Origin of the sequence: Mangrovivirga halotolerans, assembly GCF_026241165.1 — a bacterium.
GTDB lineage: Bacteria > Bacteroidota > Bacteroidia > Cytophagales > Cyclobacteriaceae > Mangrovivirga > Mangrovivirga halotolerans.
Map to the genome: position 1 here is coordinate 87,215 of NZ_JAPFQN010000013.1, position 26,376 is coordinate 113,590.

General features: G+C 35.2%; 23 protein-coding genes. 10 read left to right on the forward strand and 13 right to left on the reverse strand.

The features are described 5' to 3' along the window. Positions 1 to 2: 2 nt before the first annotated feature. Positions 3 to 593: a TlpA family protein disulfide reductase gene (locus OO013_RS19345; RefSeq protein WP_266058713.1), complete on the reverse strand. Its 591-nt coding sequence runs from the start codon at positions 591 to 593 to the stop codon at positions 3 to 5. Positions 594 to 1,211: 618 nt separating this feature from the next. Beyond that, complete coding sequence (locus OO013_RS19350) at positions 1,212 to 1,622, reverse strand: hypothetical protein (protein WP_266058714.1); 411 nt, start codon at positions 1,620 to 1,622, stop codon at positions 1,212 to 1,214. Between the two features lie 33 nt (positions 1,623 to 1,655). Here OO013_RS19350 and OO013_RS19355 point away from each other — a divergent pair, with 33 nt between their 5' ends. Further along, entirely contained in the window at positions 1,656 to 2,468 is an 813-nt protein-coding gene (locus tag OO013_RS19355; protein WP_266058716.1) for an alpha/beta fold hydrolase, read from the forward strand. Between the two features lie 120 nt (positions 2,469 to 2,588). Then, on the forward strand, positions 2,589 to 5,063 hold the full coding sequence (locus tag OO013_RS19360) for a DUF3772 domain-containing protein (protein ID WP_266058717.1): 2,475 nt from the start codon (positions 2,589 to 2,591) through the stop codon (positions 5,061 to 5,063). Here the strand turns inward: OO013_RS19360 and OO013_RS19365 are convergent, their stop codons facing one another. From OO013_RS19365 to OO013_RS19390, 6 genes are all read right to left on the reverse strand, one after another. Then, positions 5,064 to 6,146, reverse strand: coding sequence for a formylglycine-generating enzyme family protein (locus OO013_RS19365; protein WP_266058718.1), 1,083 nt, complete (start codon positions 6,144 to 6,146; stop codon positions 5,064 to 5,066). It abuts the gene before it with no gap. A gap of 44 nt (positions 6,147 to 6,190) precedes the next feature. After that, entirely contained in the window at positions 6,191 to 6,991 is an 801-nt protein-coding gene (locus OO013_RS19370; protein WP_266058720.1) for a dienelactone hydrolase family protein, read from the reverse strand. 75 nt (positions 6,992 to 7,066) lie between these two features. Continuing rightward, positions 7,067 to 9,436, reverse strand: a complete 2,370-nt coding sequence (pbpC, locus tag OO013_RS19375; protein WP_266058721.1) for a penicillin-binding protein 1C — start codon at positions 9,434 to 9,436, stop codon at positions 7,067 to 7,069. Between the two features lie 2 nt (positions 9,437 to 9,438). Beyond that, entirely contained in the window at positions 9,439 to 14,961 is a 5,523-nt protein-coding gene (locus OO013_RS19380; RefSeq protein ID WP_266058723.1) for an alpha-2-macroglobulin family protein, read from the reverse strand. Positions 14,962 to 15,240: 279 nt separating this feature from the next. Continuing rightward, the gene (gdhA, locus tag OO013_RS19385) at positions 15,241 to 16,599 is read right to left on the reverse strand and encodes an NADP-specific glutamate dehydrogenase (protein WP_266058724.1); all 1,359 of its coding nucleotides are present in this window, start codon (positions 16,597 to 16,599) and stop codon (positions 15,241 to 15,243) included. 330 nt (positions 16,600 to 16,929) lie between these two features. Then, positions 16,930 to 17,703: a hypothetical protein gene (locus tag OO013_RS19390; RefSeq protein ID WP_266058725.1), complete on the reverse strand. Its 774-nt coding sequence runs from the start codon at positions 17,701 to 17,703 to the stop codon at positions 16,930 to 16,932. Between the two features lie 343 nt (positions 17,704 to 18,046). Here OO013_RS19390 and ypfJ point away from each other — a divergent pair, with 343 nt between their 5' ends. Further along, entirely contained in the window at positions 18,047 to 18,901 is an 855-nt protein-coding gene (gene ypfJ, locus OO013_RS19395; protein ID WP_266058727.1) for a KPN_02809 family neutral zinc metallopeptidase, read from the forward strand. On the opposite strand, the gene OO013_RS19400 is transcribed toward ypfJ, so the two are convergent. Beyond that, positions 18,896 to 19,279 carry an acyl-CoA thioesterase gene (locus OO013_RS19400; protein WP_266058728.1) on the reverse strand — a complete coding sequence of 128 codons (384 nt, stop codon included), beginning with the start codon at positions 19,277 to 19,279 and terminating at the stop codon, positions 18,896 to 18,898. The two genes, ypfJ and OO013_RS19400, sit on opposite strands and share 6 nt — an antisense overlap. A 49-nt stretch (positions 19,280 to 19,328) precedes the next feature. On the opposite strand from OO013_RS19400, the gene OO013_RS19405 reads away from it, so the two are divergent. The 4 genes from OO013_RS19405 (at position 19,329) to OO013_RS19420 (ending at position 21,290) form a co-directional block, all read left to right on the forward strand. After that, positions 19,329 to 19,910 carry a phosphoglycerate mutase family protein gene (locus OO013_RS19405; RefSeq protein WP_266058730.1) on the forward strand — a complete coding sequence of 194 codons (582 nt, stop codon included), beginning with the start codon at positions 19,329 to 19,331 and terminating at the stop codon, positions 19,908 to 19,910. Positions 19,911 to 20,118: 208 nt separating this feature from the next. Further along, entirely contained in the window at positions 20,119 to 20,382 is a 264-nt protein-coding gene (locus tag OO013_RS19410; RefSeq protein WP_266058732.1) for a hypothetical protein, read from the forward strand. A gap of 85 nt (positions 20,383 to 20,467) precedes the next feature. Next, entirely contained in the window at positions 20,468 to 20,791 is a 324-nt protein-coding gene (locus OO013_RS19415; RefSeq protein ID WP_266058733.1) for a hypothetical protein, read from the forward strand. A 1-nt stretch (position 20,792) separates the two neighbouring features. After that, positions 20,793 to 21,290, forward strand: a complete 498-nt coding sequence (locus tag OO013_RS19420) for a DUF2231 domain-containing protein (protein ID WP_266058734.1) — start codon at positions 20,793 to 20,795, stop codon at positions 21,288 to 21,290. A 35-nt stretch (positions 21,291 to 21,325) separates the two neighbouring features. Here the strand turns inward: OO013_RS19420 and OO013_RS19425 are convergent, their stop codons facing one another. The 4 genes from OO013_RS19425 to OO013_RS19440 all read right to left on the reverse strand — a co-directional run bounded on the left by OO013_RS19425 (position 21,326) and on the right by OO013_RS19440 (position 23,746). Continuing rightward, positions 21,326 to 21,928, reverse strand: a complete 603-nt coding sequence (locus OO013_RS19425; RefSeq protein ID WP_266058736.1) for a nitroreductase family protein — start codon at positions 21,926 to 21,928, stop codon at positions 21,326 to 21,328. Between the two features lie 2 nt (positions 21,929 to 21,930). After that, positions 21,931 to 22,647 carry a pirin family protein gene (locus tag OO013_RS19430; RefSeq protein ID WP_266058738.1) on the reverse strand — a complete coding sequence of 239 codons (717 nt, stop codon included), beginning with the start codon at positions 22,645 to 22,647 and terminating at the stop codon, positions 21,931 to 21,933. 75 nt (positions 22,648 to 22,722) lie between these two features. Next, the gene (locus OO013_RS19435) at positions 22,723 to 23,097 is read right to left on the reverse strand and encodes a PH domain-containing protein (RefSeq protein ID WP_266058740.1); all 375 of its coding nucleotides are present in this window, start codon (positions 23,095 to 23,097) and stop codon (positions 22,723 to 22,725) included. Positions 23,098 to 23,143: 46 nt separating this feature from the next. Then, the gene (locus OO013_RS19440) at positions 23,144 to 23,746 is read right to left on the reverse strand and encodes a short chain dehydrogenase (RefSeq protein ID WP_266058743.1); all 603 of its coding nucleotides are present in this window, start codon (positions 23,744 to 23,746) and stop codon (positions 23,144 to 23,146) included. A gap of 120 nt (positions 23,747 to 23,866) precedes the next feature. Here OO013_RS19440 and OO013_RS19445 point away from each other — a divergent pair, with 120 nt between their 5' ends. From OO013_RS19445 to OO013_RS19455, 3 genes are read left to right on the forward strand one after another with little or no spacing between them, the layout of a single operon-like run. Then, a complete protein-coding gene (locus OO013_RS19445) occupies positions 23,867 to 24,673 on the forward strand; it encodes a sulfite exporter TauE/SafE family protein (protein ID WP_266058744.1) in 807 nt (268 codons plus the stop codon). Beyond that, entirely contained in the window at positions 24,673 to 25,074 is a 402-nt protein-coding gene (locus OO013_RS19450) for a rhodanese-like domain-containing protein (protein ID WP_266058745.1), read from the forward strand. The genes OO013_RS19445 and OO013_RS19450 overlap by 1 nt, the downstream gene beginning before the upstream one ends. 2 nt (positions 25,075 to 25,076) lie before the next feature. Then, positions 25,077 to 25,958 carry a sterol desaturase family protein gene (locus OO013_RS19455; RefSeq protein WP_266058746.1) on the forward strand — a complete coding sequence of 294 codons (882 nt, stop codon included), beginning with the start codon at positions 25,077 to 25,079 and terminating at the stop codon, positions 25,956 to 25,958. Positions 25,959 to 26,376: the final 418 nt, after the last annotated feature.

Here is a 26,376-nt window from a genome sequence, read left to right on the forward strand (position 1 = left end):
TTTTATTGGTTAGAAGGTAGCTCACAGCCATAAGTGATATAAGCTAATTCAGGAAATGAGGGTGGGTTTTTATTTTCCAAAAGCGCTTCCAGGGCAAGTTCTGCAAAGCGCGTATTTTTAGATGTGCAAAAACGAGCCTTATTGTAATTGCCTTTATAAAAAACCTTTCCATTTTCAATAATTACCGCTTGTGGAGTACTATAAACGCCAAGTTCTTTAGCTATTTTACCTCCTTTATCGATAACTGTCTCAATTCCGAGATCATACTTTTCTCTAAATTCCTCTAATTTATCAGCTTGCTTTTCTTCTATTACAGCAATGAATTTCACAGAATCAGCATTTTTACCAACAATTCGTTTGAAATCTTTGATGTTAAATCTTGAGCAGGGGCATTCACTATTATAAAAATGGAAATAAACTCTTTGGCTTGAATATGCTTTTTCAAGACTTACAGAATCACCTTGGTTAATTTCTTTTAGATCTGCAGGTTTAGGTGTTGGCATCAGGAATCTATATTCCTGTCGATAAAAAATAATTGCTATGACTGAAAGTAAAAAAGTCAGCCATATAGCGAAAAATAACTTTTTCTTCATATCAATCTTCACTTCGTTTTTTATTAATCATCAAAAGAGTTTAAAAGTAAACCCGGTTAATTTTACCGGGAAGTATTGACATGTAATGACAAAGATGAAATTTGTATTTATAGTTATATAACTTTGAAAAATGGTTAAAATCAAATTGGCTTTTGAATTGGGTGAAGCTAAATGCTATGAGAATTAATTGTTATAATCATTTGTAAAATCTATAGTTTTCAGGTTCAAAATATTATTAAAACATAGATATCATTATATTATTTGTGTCAACAATAAAATCAATTTTATTAATAGTAAAAGAACTCGCTTACAGGGTATATGTTTAGGAGGAGTAATGTTTTAACAGTTTTCGAACAATAAATAAATATGGTACTTCCAATCAGACCAGATTTAAATAATGAATAATATTAATATACCAAGATTCAAGAATTCTATAATGTTGATTTGACAAAAAGTATATTTGTACAACAAGTAGCTTTTTATTCCAAAAGGTGAAAACCTATTTTAAAGTTTTTATTACTAATTATGTTTAAAGAGAATGCCTGTTAATTTTTTAATTAGTTAAAACTCTCTACATACGTTCAAAATAATTTCCCCCGGGGGGAAGAAATATTTTTTCTAAAACACCAGGTAGTTAACCACGCCTAATATCCAGATTAAAGTCCAGCCAAATGTTCGTATGATATTGACCTTTATAAGCTTTGCACTAATGATTTTAACATCTCCTGATTCAGTCATTTTATTATGGAGTGGAACTGCCGAAAAGAATGTGTTTGCCCAAACAAGTAAAACGATTGCCAGACAGATAAAATTGATTATTCCCGGATCTTTGATAAAAAAATAAATAATGATTCCCAATTGAGTAATCATTAAAGGGGCTACCAGTGCAGTAATTCTTGCGACATATCTCTTATGCCAGGTACTCACCTCACTTTGACTCATGTACCGGAAACCTGGATATACTATGATCTGGGTTAGCCAAATGAGTATAAATAGTCCGAAATCAATAATCATTCTTACAATTTCCATGTCTTATAAACTTTATAACAGCCAATATGTTTTATGAATATGTTACACTTTAAAACAGAGATAAATCCAAATAGTTTAAAATGGATTGTCTTTATACATGGAGCAGGAGGTAGCCTTGATACTTGGAACTATCAATGGGAGGAAATGAGTTCTCATTTTAATTTGTTAGCCATAGATCTCAGAGATCACGGAAAAAGTAAAAACATTTTGCCAGATAAAGAAGTCTATGAATTTCAGTTGATCACCACTGATATTCTAAAGGTGATTGATTTTTTAGACATAGAGAAAGCCTATTTTGTTACCTTGTCTTTTGGAAGTGTTTTAATGCAGGATTTGAGCATGAGACGTCCTGAGTTGGTATGTGGAGCAGTATTGGCAGGAGCTATTTTTAAGGGCAATTTATTAATAAAAACTTTTGTACACCTGGCGAGGTTTTTTAACTTTTTTCTATCTTATAGTCAGATGTACAGCTTATTTTCTTATCTGTTAATGCCTAAGAAAGAACATCAAAGATCCCGAAGAATTTATAAAATTCAAGCTACTAAAATTGGTTCTGAAGAATATATGAAATGGCTGGGGCTATATTCCTCTTTTTTTTATACACTTAGAAAGTTTAGCAGTCAGCAAATACATTTTCCCACACTTATTATTATGGGGGCAGATGATTTTGTTTTCTTATCAGCGGCAAGAGAATTTAATGAAAAGCAGAGATATACCAGGCTGAAAATAATTGAAGGAGCTGGCCACATTTGTAATATTGATAAGCCAATGAAATTTAATGAGATAATGAGAAGGTTTTTATTAAATGATAAACTGGTTAGTCAAAAAACAAATTCCTCATTCTGATAATGTTCAAACTATTAGAATCGGTTTTATTTGAAGACGTGGGTATATACTATTATAGGATTTTTTATTTATAGTTCATTTTAATTATTATCTTAAAATTAAAAGCCAACTTATTCTGCCGTGAAAGATCAGTTAAGTATTAGTAAAGAAAATTCGGGACTTGATTTACTTCTTCTATTTTTAATTATTTCAATATATTTTAATGGTATTTCTCAGGAGAAAGATCAACTTAAAAGTCTGTCAGAAAAGGTAGAAAAAGGGACAGAACAAATCAATTATCTTGAAAATAACATAGAAGAATATTCTGATTCTTCAGATAGCCTGGATCATTATTCTGAAAAGCTAATTAATTTTAATGAGCAGCTCGATGAATATGCTGAAAAGGCAAAAGAAATTCAGAAAACTTATTCAGACAGATTGAAAGAGTTAGGCCCAGAGCCAAAGGAAGGAGAAACCCCTGAAACAAAGGTGATTTCAGATCTGAGGTCAAATATTGAAGAAAACCTGGCTAAAGCCGAGGGATTGAAACAATCAATAAATTTAATAAAACCTCGTATTGATGAACTGATAGTCGAAATATCTAAAAAGAAACGTTCACTATTCCTCTATGAAATCAGCAATCGACATTATTCTATTTTATCACCTTCGTTATGGGAATCAGCAATTGATGAAATCCCTGCTTTCTGGGCAGAGGTAGAAATATATTTTATAAAGTGGAAGAATAAATTAGTAGAAGAGAACAGCTATAAAGCGACTATATTGACTATTAGTGTAGTGTTTATGTTTCTGGTTGTTATTTTTTACCTGATTTATAAAAACAGTATATGGCAAGGTATTGATAATTATTTTTATAACGATGGTAATTATACCGCCATCGATAAAAGAAGACGGGCAGCTTTAAAGAGCTTTTCAGATTTAATACTTTTTAGTTTAGCAAGTTTTATTATTTATCGGGTTGGGAAAGAATTTGGTCTGATCAATGATCATAATAACCTATTTTTCATTAGGCTGCTTTTTGGAATTACAATTACAGTATTTTTCATTAAATATATTAAATCTGCTTTTTCTCCAAATACAGGTAAATGGAGGATTATTAACTGTAATGATAGTTATGCAAAAAAGATCGTTAAAGTATTATCCTTAATTTTTGTATTATATATCCTTGAGCGTGTACCCGTTACCGGTATTGAATTAACATTAGAAGGGGGAATAGATTTAATACAATTGATCTCAGGTGTCTTTAGTTTTATTGTCCTTGTTTTGGTTTTATGGCTTACGAAAAAAAACATTTGGATAAACACCATTGTTTCTTCAGAAGAAGGTGATAAAAATCCTCAGGAAAAGAAACTGAAGTTAAGATATGAGATAATTAGAAAAGTTTTCAGGCTTATTGGGCTTATTCTAATAGCCGCAATTTTTCTAGGGTATATCAGGCTTTCCGAATTTTTAGTGATCAGGTTCATTCTGTTATCTTTTTTATTGGTTTTTTATATTTCTCTCAGGGAATTGCTAATCTGGGGAATCGCAAGCTTGCAAGCTTTTGGTGCTTCTTATAAATCAAAATATGAATCAGAAGAGAGTGATGAAACAGAAAGTTCAGCTGAGTTCTGGATAAAGGTAATTGTTGATCTTTCATTACCATTTGTATTATTTCCTGTATTACTAATTTTGCTTGGATTTGATAGATTGGATATCAAACGTATTTATTCATTCTTTGATTCTAATATTAATATTGGGGCAGTATCATTTTCTATATCAAATCTAATTTATGGATTTATAGTATTTTTAATTGTTATAATAGTTACCCGGTGGATTAGCAGTTTATTCAATAAAAGAATATTGGGCCCGGCTCACTTCGATCCCGGATTGAAGAATTCAATGATGACCCTTTCAAATTATTTTGGAATCTTATTAGCAATAATTTTATCTTTGGCTACTATAGGTATAGACTTTTCTAAAATAGCAATAATTGCAGGTGCATTGTCTGTTGGTATTGGTTTTGGACTTCAAAGTATAGTAAGCAACTTTGTTTCCGGGTTGATTTTATTGTTTGAGCGTCCTATTAAAATAGGAGATTGGGTAGTAGTAAACTCCGGAGAAGGATATGTGAAGCACATTGGGGCCAGAGCCACTCATATACAAACCTTTGATCAGTCAACCATAATTATTCCTAATTCAGAATTGATTTCAAATTCATTAACTAACTGGTTTTTTAATAATAGAAGAGGAAGAGTAATTGTTCCTGTGGGAGTTGCTTATAGTTCAGATCCGGAAAAAGTAAAAAATATACTTACAGACGTGGCAATGAACCATCCTTCTGTTTTAAAAGTTCCTCCGGTAACAATTTATTGGAGTGATTTTGGGGATAGTTCTCTTAATTTTGAAGTCCGAGCTTTTATCAAAAATTATGATGAAGTTTTGTCAGTAAAAACGGACTTGAGATTTGCTATTTTTCAAAAGCTCAAGGAAGAAGGTGTTACAATTCCATTTCCACAAAGAGATGTTAATTTTTATCCCCAAGAAAAAGCTCAGCATTCTTCAAAAGAAACTGAAATTACTCCCCACAAAAGAACAAAAGGAACAAAAGGAGAGTAATTATTTTAGCATATCCGGAGTTGCTACTGTCCGAAAGCCCAGGTGGTCAGATCCGGTATCAATGCTGGATGGCATTCTTGCAGAAATTCTGTAACTGGCACAATATGAGGCATGACATAAAAAAGAACCACCTTTAATTACTTTGACCGGTTCGTAGGGTCTGTCCGGATCAAAATATTCATCTGCACCGGATGGGTTACTCAATGGGGAAGAAGTATTAATAGTTTTATAATAATCCCTGTTATACCAATCGCTAGTCCACTCCCAAACATTACCGGCCATATCATATATTCCGGCCGAATTTGGAGGATAGGATTTTACAGGTGAGATATATTTAAAGCCATCTTCAGACTCATTTTTAGTTGGGAATATTCCCTGCCATGTGTTAGCCATAGCATTGATTTTATTATCGTCATTACCCCAGGTGTAAGTACACATTGTCAAAGTGCCTTTTGCAGCAGCTTCCCATTCTGATTCAGTAGGTAATCGTCGATTAGCCCATCTACAATAAGCCTGAGCATCTTCAAAGGCAATATGGACTACAGGGTAGTTGTCCTTCCCATCAATATTACTTCCCGGACCATAGGGCTGTTTCCAGTTTGCCCCTTTTTTCCATTCCCACCATTGATAGTAATTATTCATGTTTTGAACTTCTTCGACTTTTTTATTAAAGATCAATGATCCTGGCGCTAACATTGAGTCAGCTGGTTTTGGAGTGCCGGGTGGAAGTTGTTTTTTCATTTCTTCCCAATCTATGGGTCTTTCAGCAACAGTTATGTAACCGGTTTCCTCAACGAATTTTTTGAATTGTTTATTGGTCACCTCATGGATGTCAATGAAAAACCCATCTACATACACTTCATGAGCAGGTTTCTCATGGTCGATAGCAAATTCATCAGCTGGGAGAGCTCCTTGAGTGAATTTTTTAGCAGGAACCCATGCCATTCCTTCTGGTGTAGGCATCGGAGGAGTAAGATCTACCAGTTCACTATTTTTAATCTGTTTATTTTTATGCTCATTGGTATTTTGACATGAAATCAAAAAAGAAGCTAAAAGTAGTATGAAGATGTTCTTTTTATTCATTGAGAAAGTATAATTCTAACTAAAATTGAATATTAATATTAAACTTACAATTCTGCCAATAGTTTTTTCAACCTGGAGATTGCTTCTTTTCTGGCTTGCGCATTTTCTTCTGAAGCATCTGGTGCCTGACCCGCCCGCATAAACCCGTGCCCTGCACCCTTATAAATTTCAGGTTTATAAGTCTTATTATATTCATTCATAATTTCTTTTGACATATCGATAGTTGAATTGACCCGATTATCATTCCCACCATAAAAACCATAAACGGGAGCGGATATATCTTTGTAATCTTCTGGATCTTTAGGGCCTGATCCATAAAATACAAAGAAGGCCTCAACTTCATCAGTATTGGTAGCAAATCTGAACGTTTGTGATCCACCCCAGCAAAATCCCATTACTGCCACTTCACTGTTACCGGCAGGTAAATTTTTAGCATATGAAACTACTGCTTTGAGGTTATTCGTTATCATTTGAGGGCTTAGCTCATATATTGCTGATCTTGCTGCATCACTGTTCTCGAAATCCGGTGTATTACCACCATTGGGAGCTTTGCCAGATAAAAAATCAGGAGCAATAACAATGTATCCCATTGCAGCTACCTGGTCTGCCATACTTCTGGCCCAGTCATTTAATCCCCTGTTTTCATGGATCAAGATAATTACGGGTACTTTTTCTGATACTTCAGGGTAAACGAGGAAGCATGATATTGATTCATCTCCATAGGAAACTGTTATATTTTCCTGGTGACGAGGAGAATTTTCTAGTTGTTCAATCGCCCAGTCCTGTGATCTGACCTGAATTAAATTAACGATTAAAAGAATGAGAAGGATAGCAGTTTTTTTCATGGTTAACAGATTGGTATACATGAATATAACCATAAATATCACAAAGAGATAATTTGCCTTTAAATTTAGCCTGTATTAATTAACTACCTCGAATGACTGGCTCACTTCATTCCCGTTTTCGTCAACTAGTGTCAGAAGATGAATACCAGTTGAAGTATTTATTCCCATTTTATGTTCTCCTGTGGTAAAGCCCAGGAATTGATCATCCAGATGCCAGAATACTTTTATATCAGCATTTTCATGTGCTGCCTCAAAGATAGTTTGGCCGGTATTTCCAGCTTGTTCTCTGGGGATGTGAACTTTAGTAAATTTTCCTGGATAAATTAGGTCGAAGAATTGGGTTACATCCTGTGCATTACAACCTTCAGTAAAAGGAGGGACAGAATTATAATTCGGGTTAAAACGTTTATAATAATAAGCCTGGACAGGCGGTAAAATAAAATATGATTTTGTAACCATATTTGAAATCTCATAGCAACTACTGTTTACACGGTATTCTTGCTTTTGATCAAGTTTTATATTTTGATGCAGGTCACATTGTTTTGTTGCAGTAAGATACTCAGGCAAACTTTTGTTCTCGATCTCAGTACAATTTTCCGAAGCAATCATGCCACTTTTTTGACAAACGACCTTGCTCAATCCAAATGGTTCCCTCAAATTAAGTTGATCATCGAGCAAATCAAAAATTTCAAACATCAGAGGGGCTGCAGCTTCGACTCCAGTTAAACCCGGGCGGCCCTCGCCATCAGCATTACCTATCCAGACCCCTACTACAAAACTGTCTGTTAACCCGATCGCCCACCCATCTTTGAACCCATAACTCGTGCCTGTTTTCCATGCAATAGATTGAGAAGAGTTAAACTGTTCCCAACCAGCCTCTTGATCAGGCCTGTTTAAGTTTTTCATGGCATTGAACGTGAACCAGACAGATGGAGCCTTGATATGACCGTCTGATTTTAGTTTAATTTCATTCTGGCTGATTGAGTCAGTTTTATCATAGTAATTACTATGAAAATCAGAATTACTATATCCTTTATTAATTGGCCTGGTGTAATAATTGTCAAGAGATCTTTTCATTCCGGCGTAAGCGCTCGTTATTTCCCACAATGTAGTTTCAGCACCTCCAAGAATTATCGATAAGCCATAATGGCTAGCTGGTTTATCAAAAGACCGGAAACCTATTTTTTTTAAGTTGTGATGAAATTTTTCATAACCGTAATCAACCAGTAGATGGACAAAAGGAACATTCAGGCTACTTGCTAACGCTTCATCGGCAGGTACTGCCCCACGATATTGTTTGTCAAAGTTTTTTGGAGCAAACCCATTATAAAAAAGAGGTATATCAGGGACCAGTTTTTGGGGAGTAATGAGTCCTTCATCCAACGAAGCAGCATATAAAAATGGTTTAAGTAAACTGCCAGAGCTTCTTCTGGAGGTGATAATATCTACATGTTGACCATGTGATCCTGTATTTTTACTGTTTCCAACATAGGCTAATACACTTCCATCCTCAATATTTAAAACTAAAGCGGCAGCGTTATGTATTTCGTTTGAGGCCATTTTACTGCTATACTGGTTAACTATTTCTTCAACTTTATTTTGAAGTGAAGAAGATAAAGTGGAATTAATATTGGTTCCTGTCTTTCCTTCTTTAATTGATCTGTATAACAGATGATAGGCGTGATCAGGCAGGTTATAAATTTCAGACGGGATCATCTCTTCCTTGGCAAGAAATAATTCTTCTTCAGACATAAATCCCTTTTTTGCAAGTTTCGATAGTAACGTGTTCCTTTTAGAAATTAATAATTCCTGGTTTTTTCCCGGATAAATGTTTGAGGGTTCATTGGGTAAAATTGCTAGCGTAGCTGCTTCTGACCATGAAAGCCTGTATGGTGGCCTGCCATAATATTTCCAGGCAGCGGTTGTGATTCCGACAATATTTCCACCAAAAGGTGCATTGTCAGCATAGAGTTTGATTATAGTTTCTTTTGAATAAAATAGGTCTAATTTAATGGCCGCAAAGATCTCAATTACTTTTTGGAATAAGGTTCTCTTTTTATTTCCATAAGCCATGCGAATTACCTGCATAGTCAGAGTACTTCCTCCTGACACCACCTTGCCTGCTTCGAGATTTTGCCATGCAGCTCTAAAAATGGATACAGGGTTTACACCGGGATGATAATAATAATATTCATCTTCAAAGATCCGGATAGCATTTTCAAATTTTTTCGGAATTGAATCTGATGAAGGGAATCTCCATTGTTGGTCGTCTGCGATACTTGCACTTAGTAAGTTGCCCTCAGAGGAATAAAGTACAGTTGATCGGGGAGTGTCAAAAACAGGATCGGGAATCGGTATCAATAAAATCAATAAGATCAGAGCAAGTACAAGATATATACCTGCCCTGATAACCTTATTCAACTTTTTTTTGATGCCTGGATTCATATTTATTCAGCTATTACCTCAATCCATTCTCCACCTGTCGCTCCAAATACTGAGTTATCATACATTGCTTCCACTTTTACCGATGGCTTGTAAAATCTACCCCGGTAAGCGGCATTTAAAAGCACCTCAAATTTTACTTTTTCATAAGCCCTTAAATCAAAATAATGCATCGTCCGGTCATCGCGAATATCAATGTAATCCGCTTTTGAATTGCCATTATCTGACCCATCGAGTCGAGTATTGATGATCTCCCATCCGGAAGGCAGGATTTGAGTTAATGCCATATCTTTATAATCGCCTTTCGTACCTGGATTGGTTATTGTTACAACAGCTGTGAAATTTGTACCCTGAACAAGATTGGCAGGGTTAATAGTATTTCCATCTAAATCAAAATAGTCAACCTCGAAATCAATGTTGCGTTCTGAAGGTTCTTCCTTTCCTTCAACAGGTGTTCCGGTACGGATAAGCCTTGCATAGATCGGTGCATTACCTTTATTATTGATTTTAATATTTTGAGAATTATTAACCTTACTTATTGCTACCTGGTTAATGAAATAATCATTATTTACTGCTAGCTGATCACTTCCTGTAATGACTTCTGCATTAACCGGTTTATCTATATCAAATCCTTGAACATACTTAGCAATTGCAATAAAACTATATGCAGTGGTTTGAGTACTCATCCATTGACTATTATCACCCATTTCTTTAGCAATATCCATAAGAAGAAGGAATGCGTCCTCTTTTTGGTCTAATCTAACTAAAGTTTCGAGAATCATGGCTTTATCCCTTGTTCTGGAACCAAAGGTATAATACCTTCTTTCGTCAGAAATCTCAATATTTTTAGATAATCCTGTGATCATGTTCTTGCCCTGATCTTTGTATCCTGCCACAGCATAAGCTAAAGCAAGACGCCATTTTGCTGCAAGGCTGAGAGAATTATTTTCTTTCATTCTATTCATCGCACCCAATGCAGGAGATCCGGCTAATGCAAGAGTATACAGTCTGTATGCCTGAGTCAGATCAGTGTCATTGTCATCTTGCAAACTTCCCCATGATCTGGCTTTTGCTTTTTGGTACTTCTCCCATGAATTGAGAAGATCATCCGGCACCATATAACCTGCCTTCTTGGCTTCGATCAAAAAGTGGCCTGCATAATTAGTCCCCCAGTTAGACGCATAATTACCACCTGGCCAGTAAGCAAAACCTCCGGTTGAAACCCTGAAAGATTTCATTTTATTTATTCCTGCCTCAATATTGTTCTGGATCTTCTGTTCTTCCTCACTTGATAATTCAGTCAGGTCATCTAAATATAGCTGAGCAAAAACAGCAGAAGTGGTTTGTTCGATACAGCCATGAGGATATTTTACCAAATAGTTCATCCGCTGTTCGATATTCAACGGTGGCATCGTACTGATCTCAACTGAACCTGTATTATTCCCTTTAATGCCTAAAGGAGTATATCTGGATGACCAGCTTTCTCCGGGCTTAATCACTTCATCTTTTACATCAGTCATCAGAGGGTTACGGGCGATGACATTCATTTCTATATCATATTCGGCTCTCAGGCCTGAGCCTGTAGCTATGACCTTGACTTTTCCAATGCCAGTTTCATCTGTTGCTTCCAGATCGAAATAAATAACTTTATCACTGGCTTTGGTGAAAGAAACAGATTTATCAGAGCTACCGGAAATTTTCAGATTGCCGCTGGTTTGTACTTTTATATTGACAGAACCCAGGTTATTTTTAAGGGCAAAAATGTTAACAGGTAATTTCATTTTCTCTTTTGGTCCTGCTACACGAGGAAGCGTTGCGAGAACCATCAGCGGCTGTTTTACTGGTGTAGTGTTCTGGGCATGACCATAAGCACCATCTTCAGCAGCAATTACCATAGTCCTGACGCTACCAATGTATTGAGGCATTTTCACATTATGCTTTGCAACCTCACCCTCTTCAAGGTAGAACGGACCTAAAACTTTAACCACTGGTTTAAACCTGTTTGCTTCATTATTATCCTTAGATTTTAATAGGCCATCACCACCAACTGCTAAGAGATGAAGCATTTCTCCCGTAAAGGCTCCCATTACATCATCATAAACATCCCACGTTTTTATTCCCAGTGCTTCACGGGAGTAAAAAGAATTCCACGGTTCGGGAGTTTTGAAATTTGTAATATCAAGTAGACCTTCATCAACAACGGCGATCGTATACGCCATTGGCTTTCCCTTTTTCTCTGAGATTTTTATTTCAAATTTTTGTTGTGGCTTTATCTCGGAAGGCATCTTTATTTCTGGCTCCAGGATGGTATTCTTATTCACTACCTTAATTGATTTTACACCATACAGCCTGATTGGCAGGTCGTTTTCAGTTTGGCCGTGGGGCTGAATCATCGTAAGGTGAGCGTATATATTTGGAGCCATTTTATCAGTAGCTTCAAATTCAACCACTGTCTGTCCCGATTCAGTTTCAACCCAAAATGTTTCTAGGATTTCACTTCCAGTTTCCAGACTGACGAGAAGCCTGTTGCCCTCAGTTGAAGGAATCTGTAGAGAAACGTTATCTCCTACATTGTATTCATCCTTTTCAACTGCAAAATCCAGCATTGCTTCTCCACCAAGCTCTCCTCTCTGGCCTTTTCCTGCCCAGCCCGGCCAGTCAATATACACTACCTGACCGGCTGAATGACCTGATTCTTTGTCTGTTACTTTAATGAAATACCTGCCCCATTCGGGTTTGTTTACACGCAGGTTGTACACAGCCCTGCCATTGACAGTACTGATTTTTTGAGTGGAAATAGGCTCGTTATAACTTCTGCCTATATAATTACTGATGTTTTCATACGAATTATCCCACCACCATCGCCATCTGAGTTTATATACTGAAACAGTCAGGTCTTTTCTTGATACCGGACTTCCCTTTGAGTTTACAGTAGCTATTTGAACTTTATGGTCTTTGTCTGTCAGTAACATTCCTCGTTTATCGCCTTCGGGAACTTTAATGCCCACAAAATGAGTATATGGATAATAAGGTATTGAGGTGCTGCTTATGCTAAAATTCCCGCCTTCTTCATAAACCTTGCCATAGAAAGTTGCATTCAAAGCGCCTGGAGCATTTTTGTTTTCCCCTAACTCTACTCTCAGTTTTGTGTAACCATTGTTATCCAGAGTACCTTCAAAAACAGGCTCCCTGTTAGCGTTAAAATCTTTGGACTGATCGTCAAACTCATAATTTGGAAATTCTTCGAAAGTAGTATTGGTGGGCCTTAATAATAAATCAAATTCTGCGTCTAAGTTTCTTGCTGTTGCGCCAGTCAACCATTTTACATTGAGGTCAGCTGTAACCCAATCATCATCAGCAGTAAATTTTTCCTGGTCAAACTTCAGGTCAATTTTCAACCGGTTTGGTTTGATCGTTTCAATTTTGACTTGTTTTTGAAAAACAGCTCCGCCAACCTTGGCTTTTGCAGACCAATTCCCTGTTGGGGCATCATTTTTAGTATCAAAATCAAACCTGTATATCGGGCCGATTCTATTCGAGCTAACTTTTTTATAGGTAAGCTGTCCTGCGGGATTATACAATTCCATAATCACCGGATGATTTTCATGGAGGAACTTTGATTTATCTTCGATAATAAAATGCAAGTGAACGGTATCACCTGGTCTCCAGACTCCTCGCTCACCATAAATGAAACCCTTCAGGCCTTTTTGAACATTTTTTCCTGACACATTAAAATTGCTCAGAGACAAAGCGCTGCCGTCATCAAGCTTCAGGTATCCTTTTTTATTTTCCTGAGATGCTACCAGAGCAAAAGGCTTTCCTTCAACTTTTAGCAAAACTTTTCCTTCAGAATCTGTATTCCCAGATGCTATAACTTGTTGTTGATAATCGTAAACGTCGATTTTTACATTACTTTGAGGTTCTGTATCCAATAGGTTAGTGACAAAAACAGAAAGATCACCTCCATCTCTTTTTTTGGCAATTAACCCCAGGTCAGATGAGAACAGCATTTTACTGACTGTTCTTCTTCGTCCGTAGTAAGAGTCACTGCATGGATTATCCCTTTGTGACCAGTCATAGCCAGGTGAATAATAGCTGTCATAGTAATCCCAGTATGATCCTTGATCTTCACTATCCCAATTGTCAGAAAGATCTTCCATGTTGCCATTTTCCGACTGACCTTCACAGAAATAAAGAGAATGAGACTTTCTGAAACCAATATTTATCTGGTAAAAAGCACCGGGCTCAGCTTTAAAAACCTCTTCCAGATTTAATGTAAATCTGTTCCATTTATTCAGATCGGTTACACCGCTGGCTTTTAAAGAAATTGTTTTTCTTGCAACTGGTCGCCCAACACGATTTAATTGGCTTTCACCTCCAAGGCTATTGACCTGGAGATATTGCAGCATGTTATTTTCAAAGATCCTGACTATTGTTACATCTACTGCTTTCAGACCAATTGCTTCAAAAGGTAAGACCAGGTTTTCTGAATTTGGTATAATCGACTTGTCACTGTTATTTATCAGTTTAACATTTGGCTTTGCCTGAGTAAATTCCAGTGTTTTTGTGAAGGTGTTAGCCAGCCTGATACCATTAATATTTTTTATGCCCTGATTTACAGTTAGAGTAACATCATCATTTGGCTGACTGCTGGGATAAACCTTTATTTCGTTCAGGTCTACTACCAGGCGAGGGCTTTTATTGGTATTAGACAAGCTTATTAATCCTAATAAATTCTGTTTACTATCTACCGGTTCAGTAAACAGAATTGATATATAACTTTCCTCCCCACGGATAATTTTAGCAGAAGAAACCTGAAAGTCACCTTTTTCAGGGATGGCAACATCAAATTTCATTTTTTTGTCAACCCCAATAGCAGTTCCGTCGATTTCAATATTTACTTTGTCATCAGCACTGTTTCGTTTTGCATTTTCAACAGTGAAAATGTGTTCTGTGGAATTCTCAGATGTTGTAAAGGAAACTTCCAGTTCGGTTCCATTCTGGGTGGCTTCTATTGTTTTTTTCAGATCTTCTGTTGTTACTATATCTGCAGTATTTATTATACCGTTTATCTTAACCTTTGATAGATCTGATTGATCGTAATATTTAAATCCTCTAATCGATGCTTCATAGTTTTGTATGAATGTCTGGAAGATGAATTTAAATTCTTCTTTGTCTGAATCGATTTCAGTAAATATTTTACCCAGGTCAACGGTTGCCTTATATTCCTGGTCATACGGGAGATTTGCCTGTGGCTCAAACACCAGGGTGTTATTATTTTCAAAGTAGGATTTACCCTCTATGGATGGAGAGAAGTTAAAAACATCAGTATCTATTTCATCGAGAAGGCTATCCGGAAAAGATTTAGCCAAACGAATTTTAATATTACTTCCCACTGAAATCACTCCACCGGTATATGAGCTTATATAATCGACAAATAAACCCTTTTGACTACTGAAATCATCATGATCATTATTACAGCCCAGAGTCAGAAAAAGGGCACAGAGGAGAATCAATACTTTTTTCATACTTATTTTTATATGGAGAACTGAAAGATGGTTACTTAAAAAAAATAAAGCCTTTTTATATTTAATAGCTTTCAGCCCGGTTAAAAAATCTTATACTTTCTAAATTAGAATAGTTGATATTATTTATAATGCAATATAATATTCTATTCAATTATGATTCAAGTAATTGAGATAAGAATTGTTTCAGGTTGAAAAAATATTTTGAAAAAAGAATAAGAGCACTTCTGGGAAAAAAATCTGCGTTTTTAAAGGGAATTCGTCAAAAGATTTGATTTTTAATTAGGTAATACCCTGCTCGATCATGGCATTGGCCACCCTTGTGAATCCGGCAATATTCGCTCCGTGAACATAATCTGTTTTTTTAAATCCGAATTCCTCAGCAGCTTCAGTACAATCTTTGTGAATCGTATTCATGATATTTATTAATTGCTTGTTTACTTTTTCACGGCTCCAGCTTTCGCCCATACGGTTTTGTGTCATTTCAATACTTGATACAGCCACACCACCTGCATTTGATGCTTTACCCTGGGCATACATAACATCTGAATTTTGAAAAACCTGAACACCTTCCTTAGATACTGGCATATTGGCGCCTTCTGCAACTAAAACCATATTATTATTTACCAGGTTTTCAGCATCTTTTTTATTTATTTCATTTTGGGTGGCGCAGGGAAAAGCACAATCTGCTTTAATATCCCAAAGAGGATTAAATTCTTCGTCTTCTTTATTTTCGTGATATTCTGCATTAGAATAATGATCAAGATATTCTTTTATTCGGCCCCGGTCTTCATTTTTAATTTTCATAATGACCTTTAACTTATCTTTATCAATCCCTTCTTCGTCGTAAATAAAGCCTGAAGAATCTGATACAGTTATAGGCGTACCACCCATTTCAATGATTTTTTCTATGGCATGCTGAGCGACATTACCCGCACCTGAAACCAGGCATTTTTTCCCCTCTAAAGAGTCCTTCTGGGTACTAAGCATATTACAGGCAAAATAGATTAATCCAAATCCTGTGGCTTCTGTCCTGACCCACGAGCCACCCCATCTTACGTTTTTACCAGTTATAACTCCTGCAAATTCATTTCTTAATTTTTTGTATTGACCAAACAAATAACCGATTTCACGATTACCAACTCCTATATCTCCGGCCGGGATGTCTGTGAATTGACCCATATGCCTGAAAAGTTCATTCATAAAAGTCTGGCAAAACCGCATAACTTCCTCGTCAGATTTTCCTTTTGGATCAAAATCAGCACCACCTTTACCACTACCCAAAGGCATTCCGGTGAGCGCGTTTTTAAATGTCTGTTCAAAAGCAAGAAACTTCAGTATAGAATAATTTACAGAAGGATGAAACCTTAAACCTCCTTTGAATGGTCCTAGTGAACTGTTCATCTGAACTCTGTATCCTCTATTGACCTGTATATCTCCATTATCATCCATCCAATTAACCCTAAATGATATTAACCTTTCAGGTTCAGTCAGACGTTCGAGAATTTTATATTTTCTGTAGATTTCCTTTTTCTCAAGGACAGGGCTTAGTGATTCGATCACCTCTTCTACAGATTGAATGAATTCAGGCTGATGGGGATTTCTTTCTTTTATATTAGAAATGATTTGATCAACAGACATAGATATTAATTAGAATTACAACTTATTATATAATAGAATTTACACATTTTTGTTAAGAAAGTGTTTAGTTATATATATATAAAGTGTTCTAGTATAATAACATACATAGACAAAGAATTGTAAATAGGATTATAGCTTTAAAAGATTAAATAGATGTTTTTGAATCTTTCTATTATCAAGGTTTTACTACCAAATAGTACTGATAGTCCTTCATATTAATTGAAAAAAATACTGATTTTGGATGGTATAATTCGGGTAATAATTAATAATAGATTCTTGAATATGGTGAAAAAAAGCCCTTAAATCATAAGGGCTTTTAGTAGCTGTTATTTATTTCTGGTTTTTAACAACCATAATTGTCGGCGATTGGGTACTTAGCTCTTCATCAAATTTCCATAATTCCATTTTCATTTCTTTAATCGTTTCTTCGTATTTTTTTGATGTTTCCTCATTCAATTCCTCTCCAAACATTTCCTTATATTTTTCTGTAAATGCATCCCAATTCCAGGATTGATCTCGATCAAGTTTTTCCTTGAAATTTACAATTGCAACATGGAAATTATCATAAGTAAATGCACTTGTATAATAGCCTTCATTTCGAATGGAGAATTTGTTTTGTACGGCACTAAATTTTCTTTGCATATCATTAAAATGTTTATATGCCTCATCTATTTCTTTAAAGTCAAAAAATCTGACTCGGACATATTTATGATCAAATTGTTTTACAAAACTTGATCTGTCTAATTGCAGCCTCCATAATGCAACTTGTGGATGGGTTTTTAATGTAGAAACTACTTTGCTATCCCAATGTGCTTTGTGGTCTGCTCCTGAAGGTGAATTTTCCAGGTCATCGTATGAGTCTGTACGCATGGCCCATATGTATTTTCCTGCATCTTTTCCGGTTTCAATCTCATATACTGTCACATCATATTTACCTTTCGGGTGAAATTTTTGATTATGTTCTGCTAGGTTTTTTCTGAATTCCATTATTTTTTCAGGATGAGGAGTGAGAAGCATTTGTTTGATAACAGGCTTTTTTTCTTCCTGGGCATTTACCTGAATGAACATAGCAAATGCCATAAATAGTATTGATAGTTTTTTCATAGTGGTGTGGTTTTAATTTGCTCTTAATAGAGATATAACAATTAATATAAGATCGAAAGAGATAAAATACAAATATAACTAGTTATAAGTCAGATTTTTGTTGGTTTTTGACGTGTTTTGTCAGAGTAGTGATTTATAAAACATAGTCAACTAAAAACTGTAAGATAAGAGTTGAATTCTTTATAAGAAAATCACGGCACCAAGTATATATTCAATAAAAATGTCAGGCTTTAATAATTAACTATTATTAACTGCGGGAAGAATTTTTTTTACCTCCATATTATATTGTAAAAATTAAAGTAAATATTTTTTAAATTATATAAATAATTAATTTAGATAAAATATGAAATGGAAAGGTCGCAGAACCAGTAGTAATGTCGATGACAGGCGTGGCAGATCTATAGGGAGAGGGGGATCTTTAGGATGCGGAGGAATAATTATAATACTTTTACTTTCCTGGATATTCGGTCTCAATCCCTTGCAACTATTTGAGGCTTCATCTGGAGTAAGTTCCTTAACCGTTGAAAAGGAATATGAATCAACCGAAGAAGAAAATGAACTGGCGGAATTCACAAAAGTAGTTTTAGCGGATACTGAAGATGTCTGGAATAAAGTGTTCATGGAACAATATGGAGAAGATTATCCTGAGCCTACCTTAGTGCTTTTTACTGATCAGGTGCAATCAGGTTGTGGTTTCGCCGGAGCAGCCACCGGGCCTTTTTATTGTCCTGCAGATCAGAAAGTATATATTGACCTAAGTTTTTATAATGAACTACAAAATCGGTTTGGTGCGCCAGGAGATTTTGCCATGGCTTATGTAATAGCCCACGAGGTTGGTCACCATGTACAAAATTTATTAGGATATACGGATAAAGTACATAGTCAGAGAAATCGTTTAAGTCAAAAGGAATACAATAAATTGTCCGTGAGGTTGGAATTACAAGCTGACTTTTTAGCTGGCTTCTGGGCACGAAGAGCCGATGAAATGTTTGATATCCTCGAACAAGGAGATATTGAAGAAGCTATTAATGCTGCAAATGCTATTGGCGATGATCGATTACAAAAGCAAATGCAGGGTAGAGTAGTTCCCGATGCTTTTACTCATGGCACATCAGAGCAGCGCATTAGATGGTTTAAACGAGGTTACGAATCAGGGGATCTCTCCTTCGGAGATACATTTTCTACTGATAATTTATAAAAATAATTGAGCAAATTCTTCAGGGATCTGCATAGGCTTCCTTGTAGTTTTATTCAAGAGACACCATGTAGTAATTGCTTTTGCTGCCAGCTTATTATTACTATATATTTCAACAGATCTCTTAGACAACGGTCCTTTCATGTTTAATACTTTGGTTTTGGTTCTGACAATATCATCTGCGAAAATTTCCAATTTATAATCGATTTCATGTCTTAATACAACCCATAAATATTCTTCTTGCATTGTTTTCGAGGCAACAGTTTCCCAATGTGATTTGGCTGTTTCCTGTACCCATTTTAAGTAAATAATATTGTTAACATGTCCTAATTCATCAATATGCCCCGGTAAAACTTTTATGTCCTGAGTGTATTCTTTCATTTTTGTTTATAATTTGCTATTGTTTAACATAAAGTAACTCAGTTTAGATATGAAATTAAAATCCTATTTTTTCCTGATAGTTGCCTTTTTAGTTTTTATCTCATGTACTCAGGAAAAGAGTGATTCAGAACAATTATTGGATAAACCTGAAATTGAACCAACAATAATATTTTTAACCAGACATGCTGAAAAAGATACTCTTAGTAATGATCCGGATTTATCTGCTACTGGTTTTAAGCGGGTTGAAACGTTAACTTCTATGCTTAAAAATGTAGAGTTTGATGGCATTTATTCAACTAATTACAAAAGAACCATTCAGACAGTTAAACCAATTGCTGATCAGAACAGCCTGGTTATAATGCCATATGAGCCATCTGAAAGTACTAAGGAATTTGCTAAGAAAATAAAAGAGAATGAGAAAGGAAATACCATACTCGTTTCCGGTCATTCAAATACAATTCCATTTTTGATTAATGAATTCATAGGCGAAGAAATGCTTCAACAATTTGAAGATAACCAATATGGTGATTTATTTATGGTAATGCTGTCTGGTGAAAAAGCAGAAGTATTGAGGTTTTATGTTCCTTTAATTACAGGCTCTAAGGAAACAACTAAAGTAAATCTAAACTAGACTGCCATTGGAGTTAATTAGTGATTTCTTTAAAGATCTTTTAAAAGTTATAATAAAGCAGTTATTTATTATATTTTAAACTTGTTGAATGTTAAATAGTACAATAATTTAATTTAAATATCAGATATTTTTTTGTAAAAAGGATATAACGTATTAATTTCCATGCCTTAAAATCAATAACATTGATATTTAACCAGCTATATTGTTTATGATTTTTGAATTTAAATTAGAAGGAGAGGATACATCAGTTTATGTTTTAAGTGCAAGACTTAGAATGGATTTCTTAAAACAAAAACTAGGAGATGATTTCAAAATAGCCAATAAGGACGATGAAATAGGATTGATACTTCATTACGAGGCAACTAAATTTGCAAAAGATAATCTAAGTTTAAATGGTTTCGGGTCTATAAATTATTGTCTTAACGAAAAAGAGTCTTCAGCTCCTGTTTATAAAATACAAATCCTGAAATGATCCCGGGTTTGATATAGAATAATAGTCATTGTTATTATAAGTAATCATTGTTCATTATTTTGCACATAGAAAAACTTATAAGATTATGAACAAGCAACTATTAAAAATTACCGCGCTAACATTTTCATTATTATTTGTATTAGTATCATGTGGAGGAAGTCATTCCGATGTTGTAGAATCTGGCACTTATTCAGGTACAATTGAAAAAGTAAATCCTGATGAAGTTGAGATCTACGTAAAAACAGATGATAATAAAACATTAGAACTTTACTTTACTGATGATACTCAGTTAATGAAAGGGGGAGAATCAGTAGATTTTTCTGTGCTTTCTGAAGGAACCAATGTGACTGTTGACGTTGAAAAACAAGGACAGAAAGTTGTACCTTTATCAGTAACAATCACTGAGTAATATGACAGAAGTACCGGGTATGTGGAGGCCGGAATTATGGCATCCACTTGCTGTTCATTTGCCTATTGGTCTAGTTATTATCGGGTCAATCCTGGCAATTTGTTCAGTAATTCCTCCATTAAATCAAAAATATTCCTTTTTAAAGCCTGCATCCAAATTACTTCTTTTAGTAGGAGTGCCATTGATTTGGCTGGCTATATGGACAGGAAATGAAGCCTATGAAATTGTTGGAAGGGATCTATGTGATCCAACAGTTAAAAACGATCATGAATATTTCGGGTACTTCTTAGGTTGGTCTTTCACAATAGGAACTGGCCTGTTTTTTATAGCAGGGATTTTTAATGATACAATTTCAAAATATGTTAAAATAATCTCAGCGGCCGCCCTTCTACTTGCATTTTTTCTAACCGGATATGTTGGACATTTAGGTGCAAGACTCGTTTATCAGCAGGGCGCTGCAGTTTACCAACCTAGTGAAGATTGTAAAGAATTTGAATAAAAAAAGGAGCGTAAATAACGCTCCTTTTATTTTGATTAGATTTTTGAAACAAATTCCTTTACCGGTTTTCTTGATCTGCTGCCATACTCTCTTTCTTTAAATGGATCTTCAAGCTTTTCAGCTTCATCAGGATACCCCAAAGCAATAAAGCAAACTGGCTCATAACTATCGTCAATATCCAGATTATTTATTGTTTTCTCCTTATCAAAACCAGCCATCATATGCCCTAGAATGCCCATGTTTACAGCTTGTAGTAACATGGTGGTATTTGCCGCGCCGGTATCGTGAAAATAATGAGTATTAGGTTTGTCGTTTTTACTAAAAGTCTTTCTTGCCATACTTAATATTAATACCGGAGCATCTTTTGCCCATCTGTTACCTTCCATCAGGCAATTAGCCAGTTTTTCAAATCCTTCAGTCCCTCTATGAGCATAGATATACTCGCAGGGTTGTTCATTTCTACTACTGGCTGCCCATGAAGCAGCTTCAAACAGGTTGGTTAGAGTTTCATCACTAATATTCATTTCTTTAAATGATCGGGTACTCCACCTGTTTTTTATGACATCCAAAATTGGATAGTTCGTTTCAGCTATTTTTTCTTTATGTTGTAAAATATCTATTTTTTCTATTGTTTCCATAATTATGATATTTTCATTGGTATATCCATTACAAGGATTTCAGAATCTTGACTTGCTTTTACATTAAACTTTTCAGTATCCCAGATTCCTACAGCATCTCTTTTTTTAATATTCTCGCCATCTATTTCCAATTCTCCTTCTAACAAGAATAAATAGGCGCCGTTCTCTTTTCTTTTAATTTCGTAAGACAGATCCCTTCCTTTTTCCAATGTAGATAAACTAAACCAGGCATCCTGATGAATCCAAACCCCCTCATCGTCTTTATCAGGAGATAATACTTGCTGCCATTTATTTATTCTATTTTCCTTTTTGAAAGATTGCTGGTCATAGCGGGGCTCAACATTCTTTTTATTTGGGAAGACCCATATCTGTAAAAACTTAACTTGTTGATCATTGTTTTTATTCTTTTCACTATGCATGATACCCGTACCAGCACTCATCACCTGCACATCACCTTCTTTGATAACTTGTTTGTTGCCCATATTATCCTGGTGCTCAAGATCCCCGCTAAGAGGGATGGATATGATTTCCATATTGTCATGAGGGTGTTGACCAAAACCCATTCCCGGAGCCACTGTATCGTCATTAAGCACTCTTAAGACGCCAAAGTGCATCCGCTCAGGATTGTAGTAATTAGCGAAACTAAATGAATGCCAGGTGTTTAACCAGCCATGATCTGCATGACCTCTACTATTGGATTTGTGTATGACTTTGTTCATGATTTTCCAACCCTTATATTTGTTTAAACAAATGTTATATTAAATAACGGCATTTTGCAGGTAAAGGTTTTATTCTTAAAGAGTATATTGACTTAGTAATTTATATATCTCGTTGATGTTATTATCTTCCTTAAAATCTTTAGCTATTGGTTCTGCCTGGCCTCTGATCCAGATTTTGAGCTCCGCATCAAAGTCAAGCAATCCGGCACTTTCTTTCGAAAACTTGATTATACTATGATAGGGGATAGTTAGATACTCTCTTTTTTTGCCTGTAATACCTTGTTTGTTAACAAGTATTAATCGTTTGTTTGTAAACACAAAAACATCTCTGATGATCTTATATGCTTTATGTAGTTCTTCGCCCTCGATTAATACCTGTGAAAACTCCGAATATATTTTTTTTATTGGAATTTCAGAAGCATTGCCCATTAGGCCATCAAAAATAGACATAGGAGGTTTTATTATAAGTTAAAAATCAGCTATTTAAAAAGTTCTATTAATATACCTTAATAATTTCTCCATTTACCAATCCTAATACGCTTTTTTCATATGCTTTAATTACTCTTTTCATGCTGACGGGATTATGGCCGGGGAAAGCTTCACCAAGCTCATCTACAGAATCTTCGACAAGGCCTGGTGAAATTGCATTTAGACGGATGCCTTTTTCAAACATTTCTAATGATGCGGCCTTTATGAAAGAATTTATAGCACCATTGACCATAGACAGTGCCGAAGAATTTTTTATTGGGTCTTCAGATAATATTCCGCTTATTATGGAAATTGAAGTTCCTTTTTTGAGAAAGTGCTGACCCTCCAGAATTAAGTTGATTTGTCCCATGGCTTTATTTCCAAAACTATCCATACCTTTTTTATAATCAAGCTCGTTTAACGGGCCAAAAAAAGCTCCACCCGTTGCTGAAATGACAGCATCAATATCTCCGGCTTTTTCGAACATCTGTTTTATTGTTTCCGGTTTTGTGATATCTGCTTTTATATCTCCGTCATTTCTACTTACTCGAATCACTTCATGATTTTTGGAAAAATGATTGTCTAAATGTTTCCCAATAGTTCCGGTAGCTCCAACTAATAGTATTCTCATTTTATTTGTCTACTTTTATTGATTGATAAAAAAATTATTTTGTGAATTTTGGCAACTGTAACAATAATCACAGTAATGCGCTTTCCACAAGGTTAGATTTGTGGAAAAATTTAAATAAAAATGTTTATAGGAGCACTTATATCAGCTATTATTATTGGAGTAAGTCTGGGACTTATTGGAGGAGGGGGGTCAATCTTAACTGTACCTGTTTTCGTTTATATGTTAGGAATTTCTCCAGTTATTGCTACGGCATATTCACTTTTTGTAGTTGGGTCGACAAGTTTGGTGGGATCAATCGCATTTATGAGAAAGGGCCTGGTTAATTATAAAACAGCAATTGTCTTTGCTATACCTTCATTTATTTCAGTTTATTTAACCAGGATGTATATTATTCCTGCTATACCTGAAGAGATTTTTAGTATCGGTGACCTAGTTGTATCTAAAGATATAGCCATAATGGTCTTCTTTGCTTTTATTATGTTTGCAGCAGCAATATCGATGATAAAGAAAAAGAAAGGGCCTGATTCAAAAGATGAGGTACCTAACGAACTGAAATTTAACATACCTCTGATTGCACTTGAAGGTGCTTTCGTGGGCGTGCTTACAGGGATAGTAGGAGCAGGGGGAGGATTTTTGATTATTCCTGCACTGGTTTTGTTTGCCCGATTACCCATGAAAATGGCAGTAGGAACGTCACTACTCATTATCTCAGCAAAATCGCTGATTGGTTTTATCGGTGATGTTCAAAATCAACCGATAGATTGGGAATTTTTATTAATGTTTACCGGTATATCAATAGTTGGTATTATTCTGGGAAGTATTTTATCGAAAAAGATTAGTGGAGAAAAACTTAAATCAGGATTTGGTTACTTTGTATTAATAATGGCCGTATATATAATTGTAAGTGAATTTATAAAAGCATCATAATGAAACTAAATAGAAATATTGTATTAGTACTGATTCTTGTAGTTATCACATTAAATTCTTGTGGAGGTCAAACATCTGAAGAAGGTGATTATTCGAAAGTTTCTCCTGAGAAATTTAAAGAGTTAGTAAGTAAAGAGGATGTCCAGCTTGTTGATGTCAGAACAATGGAAGAATACAGAAACGGGCACATCAAGGGTGCAATACTGGCAGATTATTTAAGTGGAGAATTTTCTGATTACAAACCAAAACTGGATAGACAAAAAACCGTTTATGTTTATTGTGCAGTTGGGGGAAGAAGTAAAAGAGCCGCTGAAGATCTTGAAAGATCAGGTTATACAGTGGTAGAATTAGAGGGTGGAATTAGAAATTGGACCAGTAAAGGTTTAGAATTAGAGAAATAGAGTTGGAGAAGTATTTAGAAATAGTAAAAAATTCATATTCGGGATATGCTAATTATTTATGGGGTGAAATAACCAATCCCTCATGGCACAATTATTTTTATTGGCTGGTTGGCATATCTCTGTTCTTTTTTGTTTTAGAAGCATATAAGCCCTGGAATAAAAATCAAAAGTTATTTAGAAAAGATTTCTGGCTGGATTTTTTTTACATGTTCTTTAACTTCTTTCTGTTTTCGCTCATTATTTATAATGCAGCTAGTGATGTTGTAGTAAATTTCTTCAATGACATACTAGCCTCGGTCGGGATAAAAAATGTTGTGGCTTTTGAAGTCATGACCTGGCCAATGTGGGCTCATTTACTCTTAGGTTTCTTAGTCAGGGATTTCGTTCAGTGGAATGTTCACAGACTTTTACATACAGTGCCTGCCTTATGGGAATTCCACAAGGTGCATCATTCTGTTGAAGAAATGGGCTTTGCCGCTCATTTAAGATACCATTGGATGGAGACAGTGGTTTACCGGACTATAGAGTATATCCCATTAGCATTAATCGGTATTGGTTTAAGAGACTTCTTTATAATTCACATATTCACATTGGCCGTGGGACATTTTAACCACAGTAATATAAAGGTTAACCTTGGACCGGTAAGATATATATTAAATAATCCCCAAATGCATATTTGGCATCACGCTATGAATTTGCCAAAAGAACGTCGATTTGGGGTTAATTATGGAATCACTTTAAGCTTATGGGATTATTTATTTAAAACCGATTATATTCCTTACGAAGGAAAAGGTATTAAGCTTGGGTTCAATGGTATAAAAAGTTTCCCTAAATCCTTCACTAACCAAATATTATACGGTTTCAGAAAGAAAAGTCGGAATTGACCAAATAATTATTAATAAAGCTTTGCGATTATAGATACTTTTCTTACCTTTGCAATCCCTTTCGGAAACAGACGGTGGAAGAGGGAGTAAGATTGAAGTGATGGAGACGAGTTTATTAGGAGGGAGATCGGGGTTAAGTTCCTGGTTTAGAGGCCGGGAGAGAAAAGAAAAAATAAACTTCCAAAAAGTTGTGTGGAAATGAAAAATATGTTTCAATTTTGCACTCCCAAAACGGGAAAAGGGTACTTAAAAAGTTAAGTATTCACAATCGCTGAGATCCGGAAACGTCCGGGTATAGCAAGCGAAAAAGTTCTTTGAATAGATGTAGGCAAGATAGCAAACCGCTTAAGGAATTTCCTTAAGTCAATTTTTAGGGCCTGGGATACAACAAACATTTAAGAATAATTACAATGGAGAG

Coding starts and splice junctions, on each gene's coding strand:
- OO013_RS19345 (WP_266058713.1), bottom strand. CDS start 593: ATGAAGAAAAAGTTATTTTTCGCTATATGGCTGACTTTTTTACTTTCA.
- OO013_RS19350 (WP_266058714.1), bottom strand. CDS start 1,622: ATGGAAATTGTAAGAATGATTATTGATTTCGGACTATTTATACTCATT.
- OO013_RS19355 (WP_266058716.1), top strand. CDS start 1,656: ATGAATATGTTACACTTTAAAACAGAGATAAATCCAAATAGTTTAAAA.
- OO013_RS19365 (WP_266058718.1), bottom strand. CDS start 6,146: ATGAATAAAAAGAACATCTTCATACTACTTTTAGCTTCTTTTTTGATT.
- OO013_RS19370 (WP_266058720.1), bottom strand. CDS start 6,991: ATGAAAAAAACTGCTATCCTTCTCATTCTTTTAATCGTTAATTTAATT.
- pbpC (WP_266058721.1), bottom strand. CDS start 9,436: ATGAATCCAGGCATCAAAAAAAAGTTGAATAAGGTTATCAGGGCAGGT.
- OO013_RS19380 (WP_266058723.1), bottom strand. CDS start 14,961: ATGAAAAAAGTATTGATTCTCCTCTGTGCCCTTTTTCTGACTCTGGGC.
- gdhA (WP_266058724.1), bottom strand. CDS start 16,599: ATGTCTGTTGATCAAATCATTTCTAATATAAAAGAAAGAAATCCCCAT.
- OO013_RS19390 (WP_266058725.1), bottom strand. CDS start 17,703: ATGAAAAAACTATCAATACTATTTATGGCATTTGCTATGTTCATTCAG.
- ypfJ (WP_266058727.1), top strand. CDS start 18,047: ATGAAATGGAAAGGTCGCAGAACCAGTAGTAATGTCGATGACAGGCGT.
- OO013_RS19400 (WP_266058728.1), bottom strand. CDS start 19,279: ATGAAAGAATACACTCAGGACATAAAAGTTTTACCGGGGCATATTGAT.
- OO013_RS19405 (WP_266058730.1), top strand. CDS start 19,329: ATGAAATTAAAATCCTATTTTTTCCTGATAGTTGCCTTTTTAGTTTTT.
- OO013_RS19410 (WP_266058732.1), top strand. CDS start 20,119: ATGATTTTTGAATTTAAATTAGAAGGAGAGGATACATCAGTTTATGTT.
- OO013_RS19415 (WP_266058733.1), top strand. CDS start 20,468: ATGAACAAGCAACTATTAAAAATTACCGCGCTAACATTTTCATTATTA.
- OO013_RS19420 (WP_266058734.1), top strand. CDS start 20,793: ATGACAGAAGTACCGGGTATGTGGAGGCCGGAATTATGGCATCCACTT.
- OO013_RS19425 (WP_266058736.1), bottom strand. CDS start 21,928: ATGGAAACAATAGAAAAAATAGATATTTTACAACATAAAGAAAAAATA.
- OO013_RS19430 (WP_266058738.1), bottom strand. CDS start 22,647: ATGAACAAAGTCATACACAAATCCAATAGTAGAGGTCATGCAGATCAT.
- OO013_RS19435 (WP_266058740.1), bottom strand. CDS start 23,097: ATGTCTATTTTTGATGGCCTAATGGGCAATGCTTCTGAAATTCCAATA.
- OO013_RS19440 (WP_266058743.1), bottom strand. CDS start 23,746: ATGAGAATACTATTAGTTGGAGCTACCGGAACTATTGGGAAACATTTA.
- OO013_RS19445 (WP_266058744.1), top strand. CDS start 23,867: ATGTTTATAGGAGCACTTATATCAGCTATTATTATTGGAGTAAGTCTG.
- OO013_RS19450 (WP_266058745.1), top strand. CDS start 24,673: ATGAAACTAAATAGAAATATTGTATTAGTACTGATTCTTGTAGTTATC.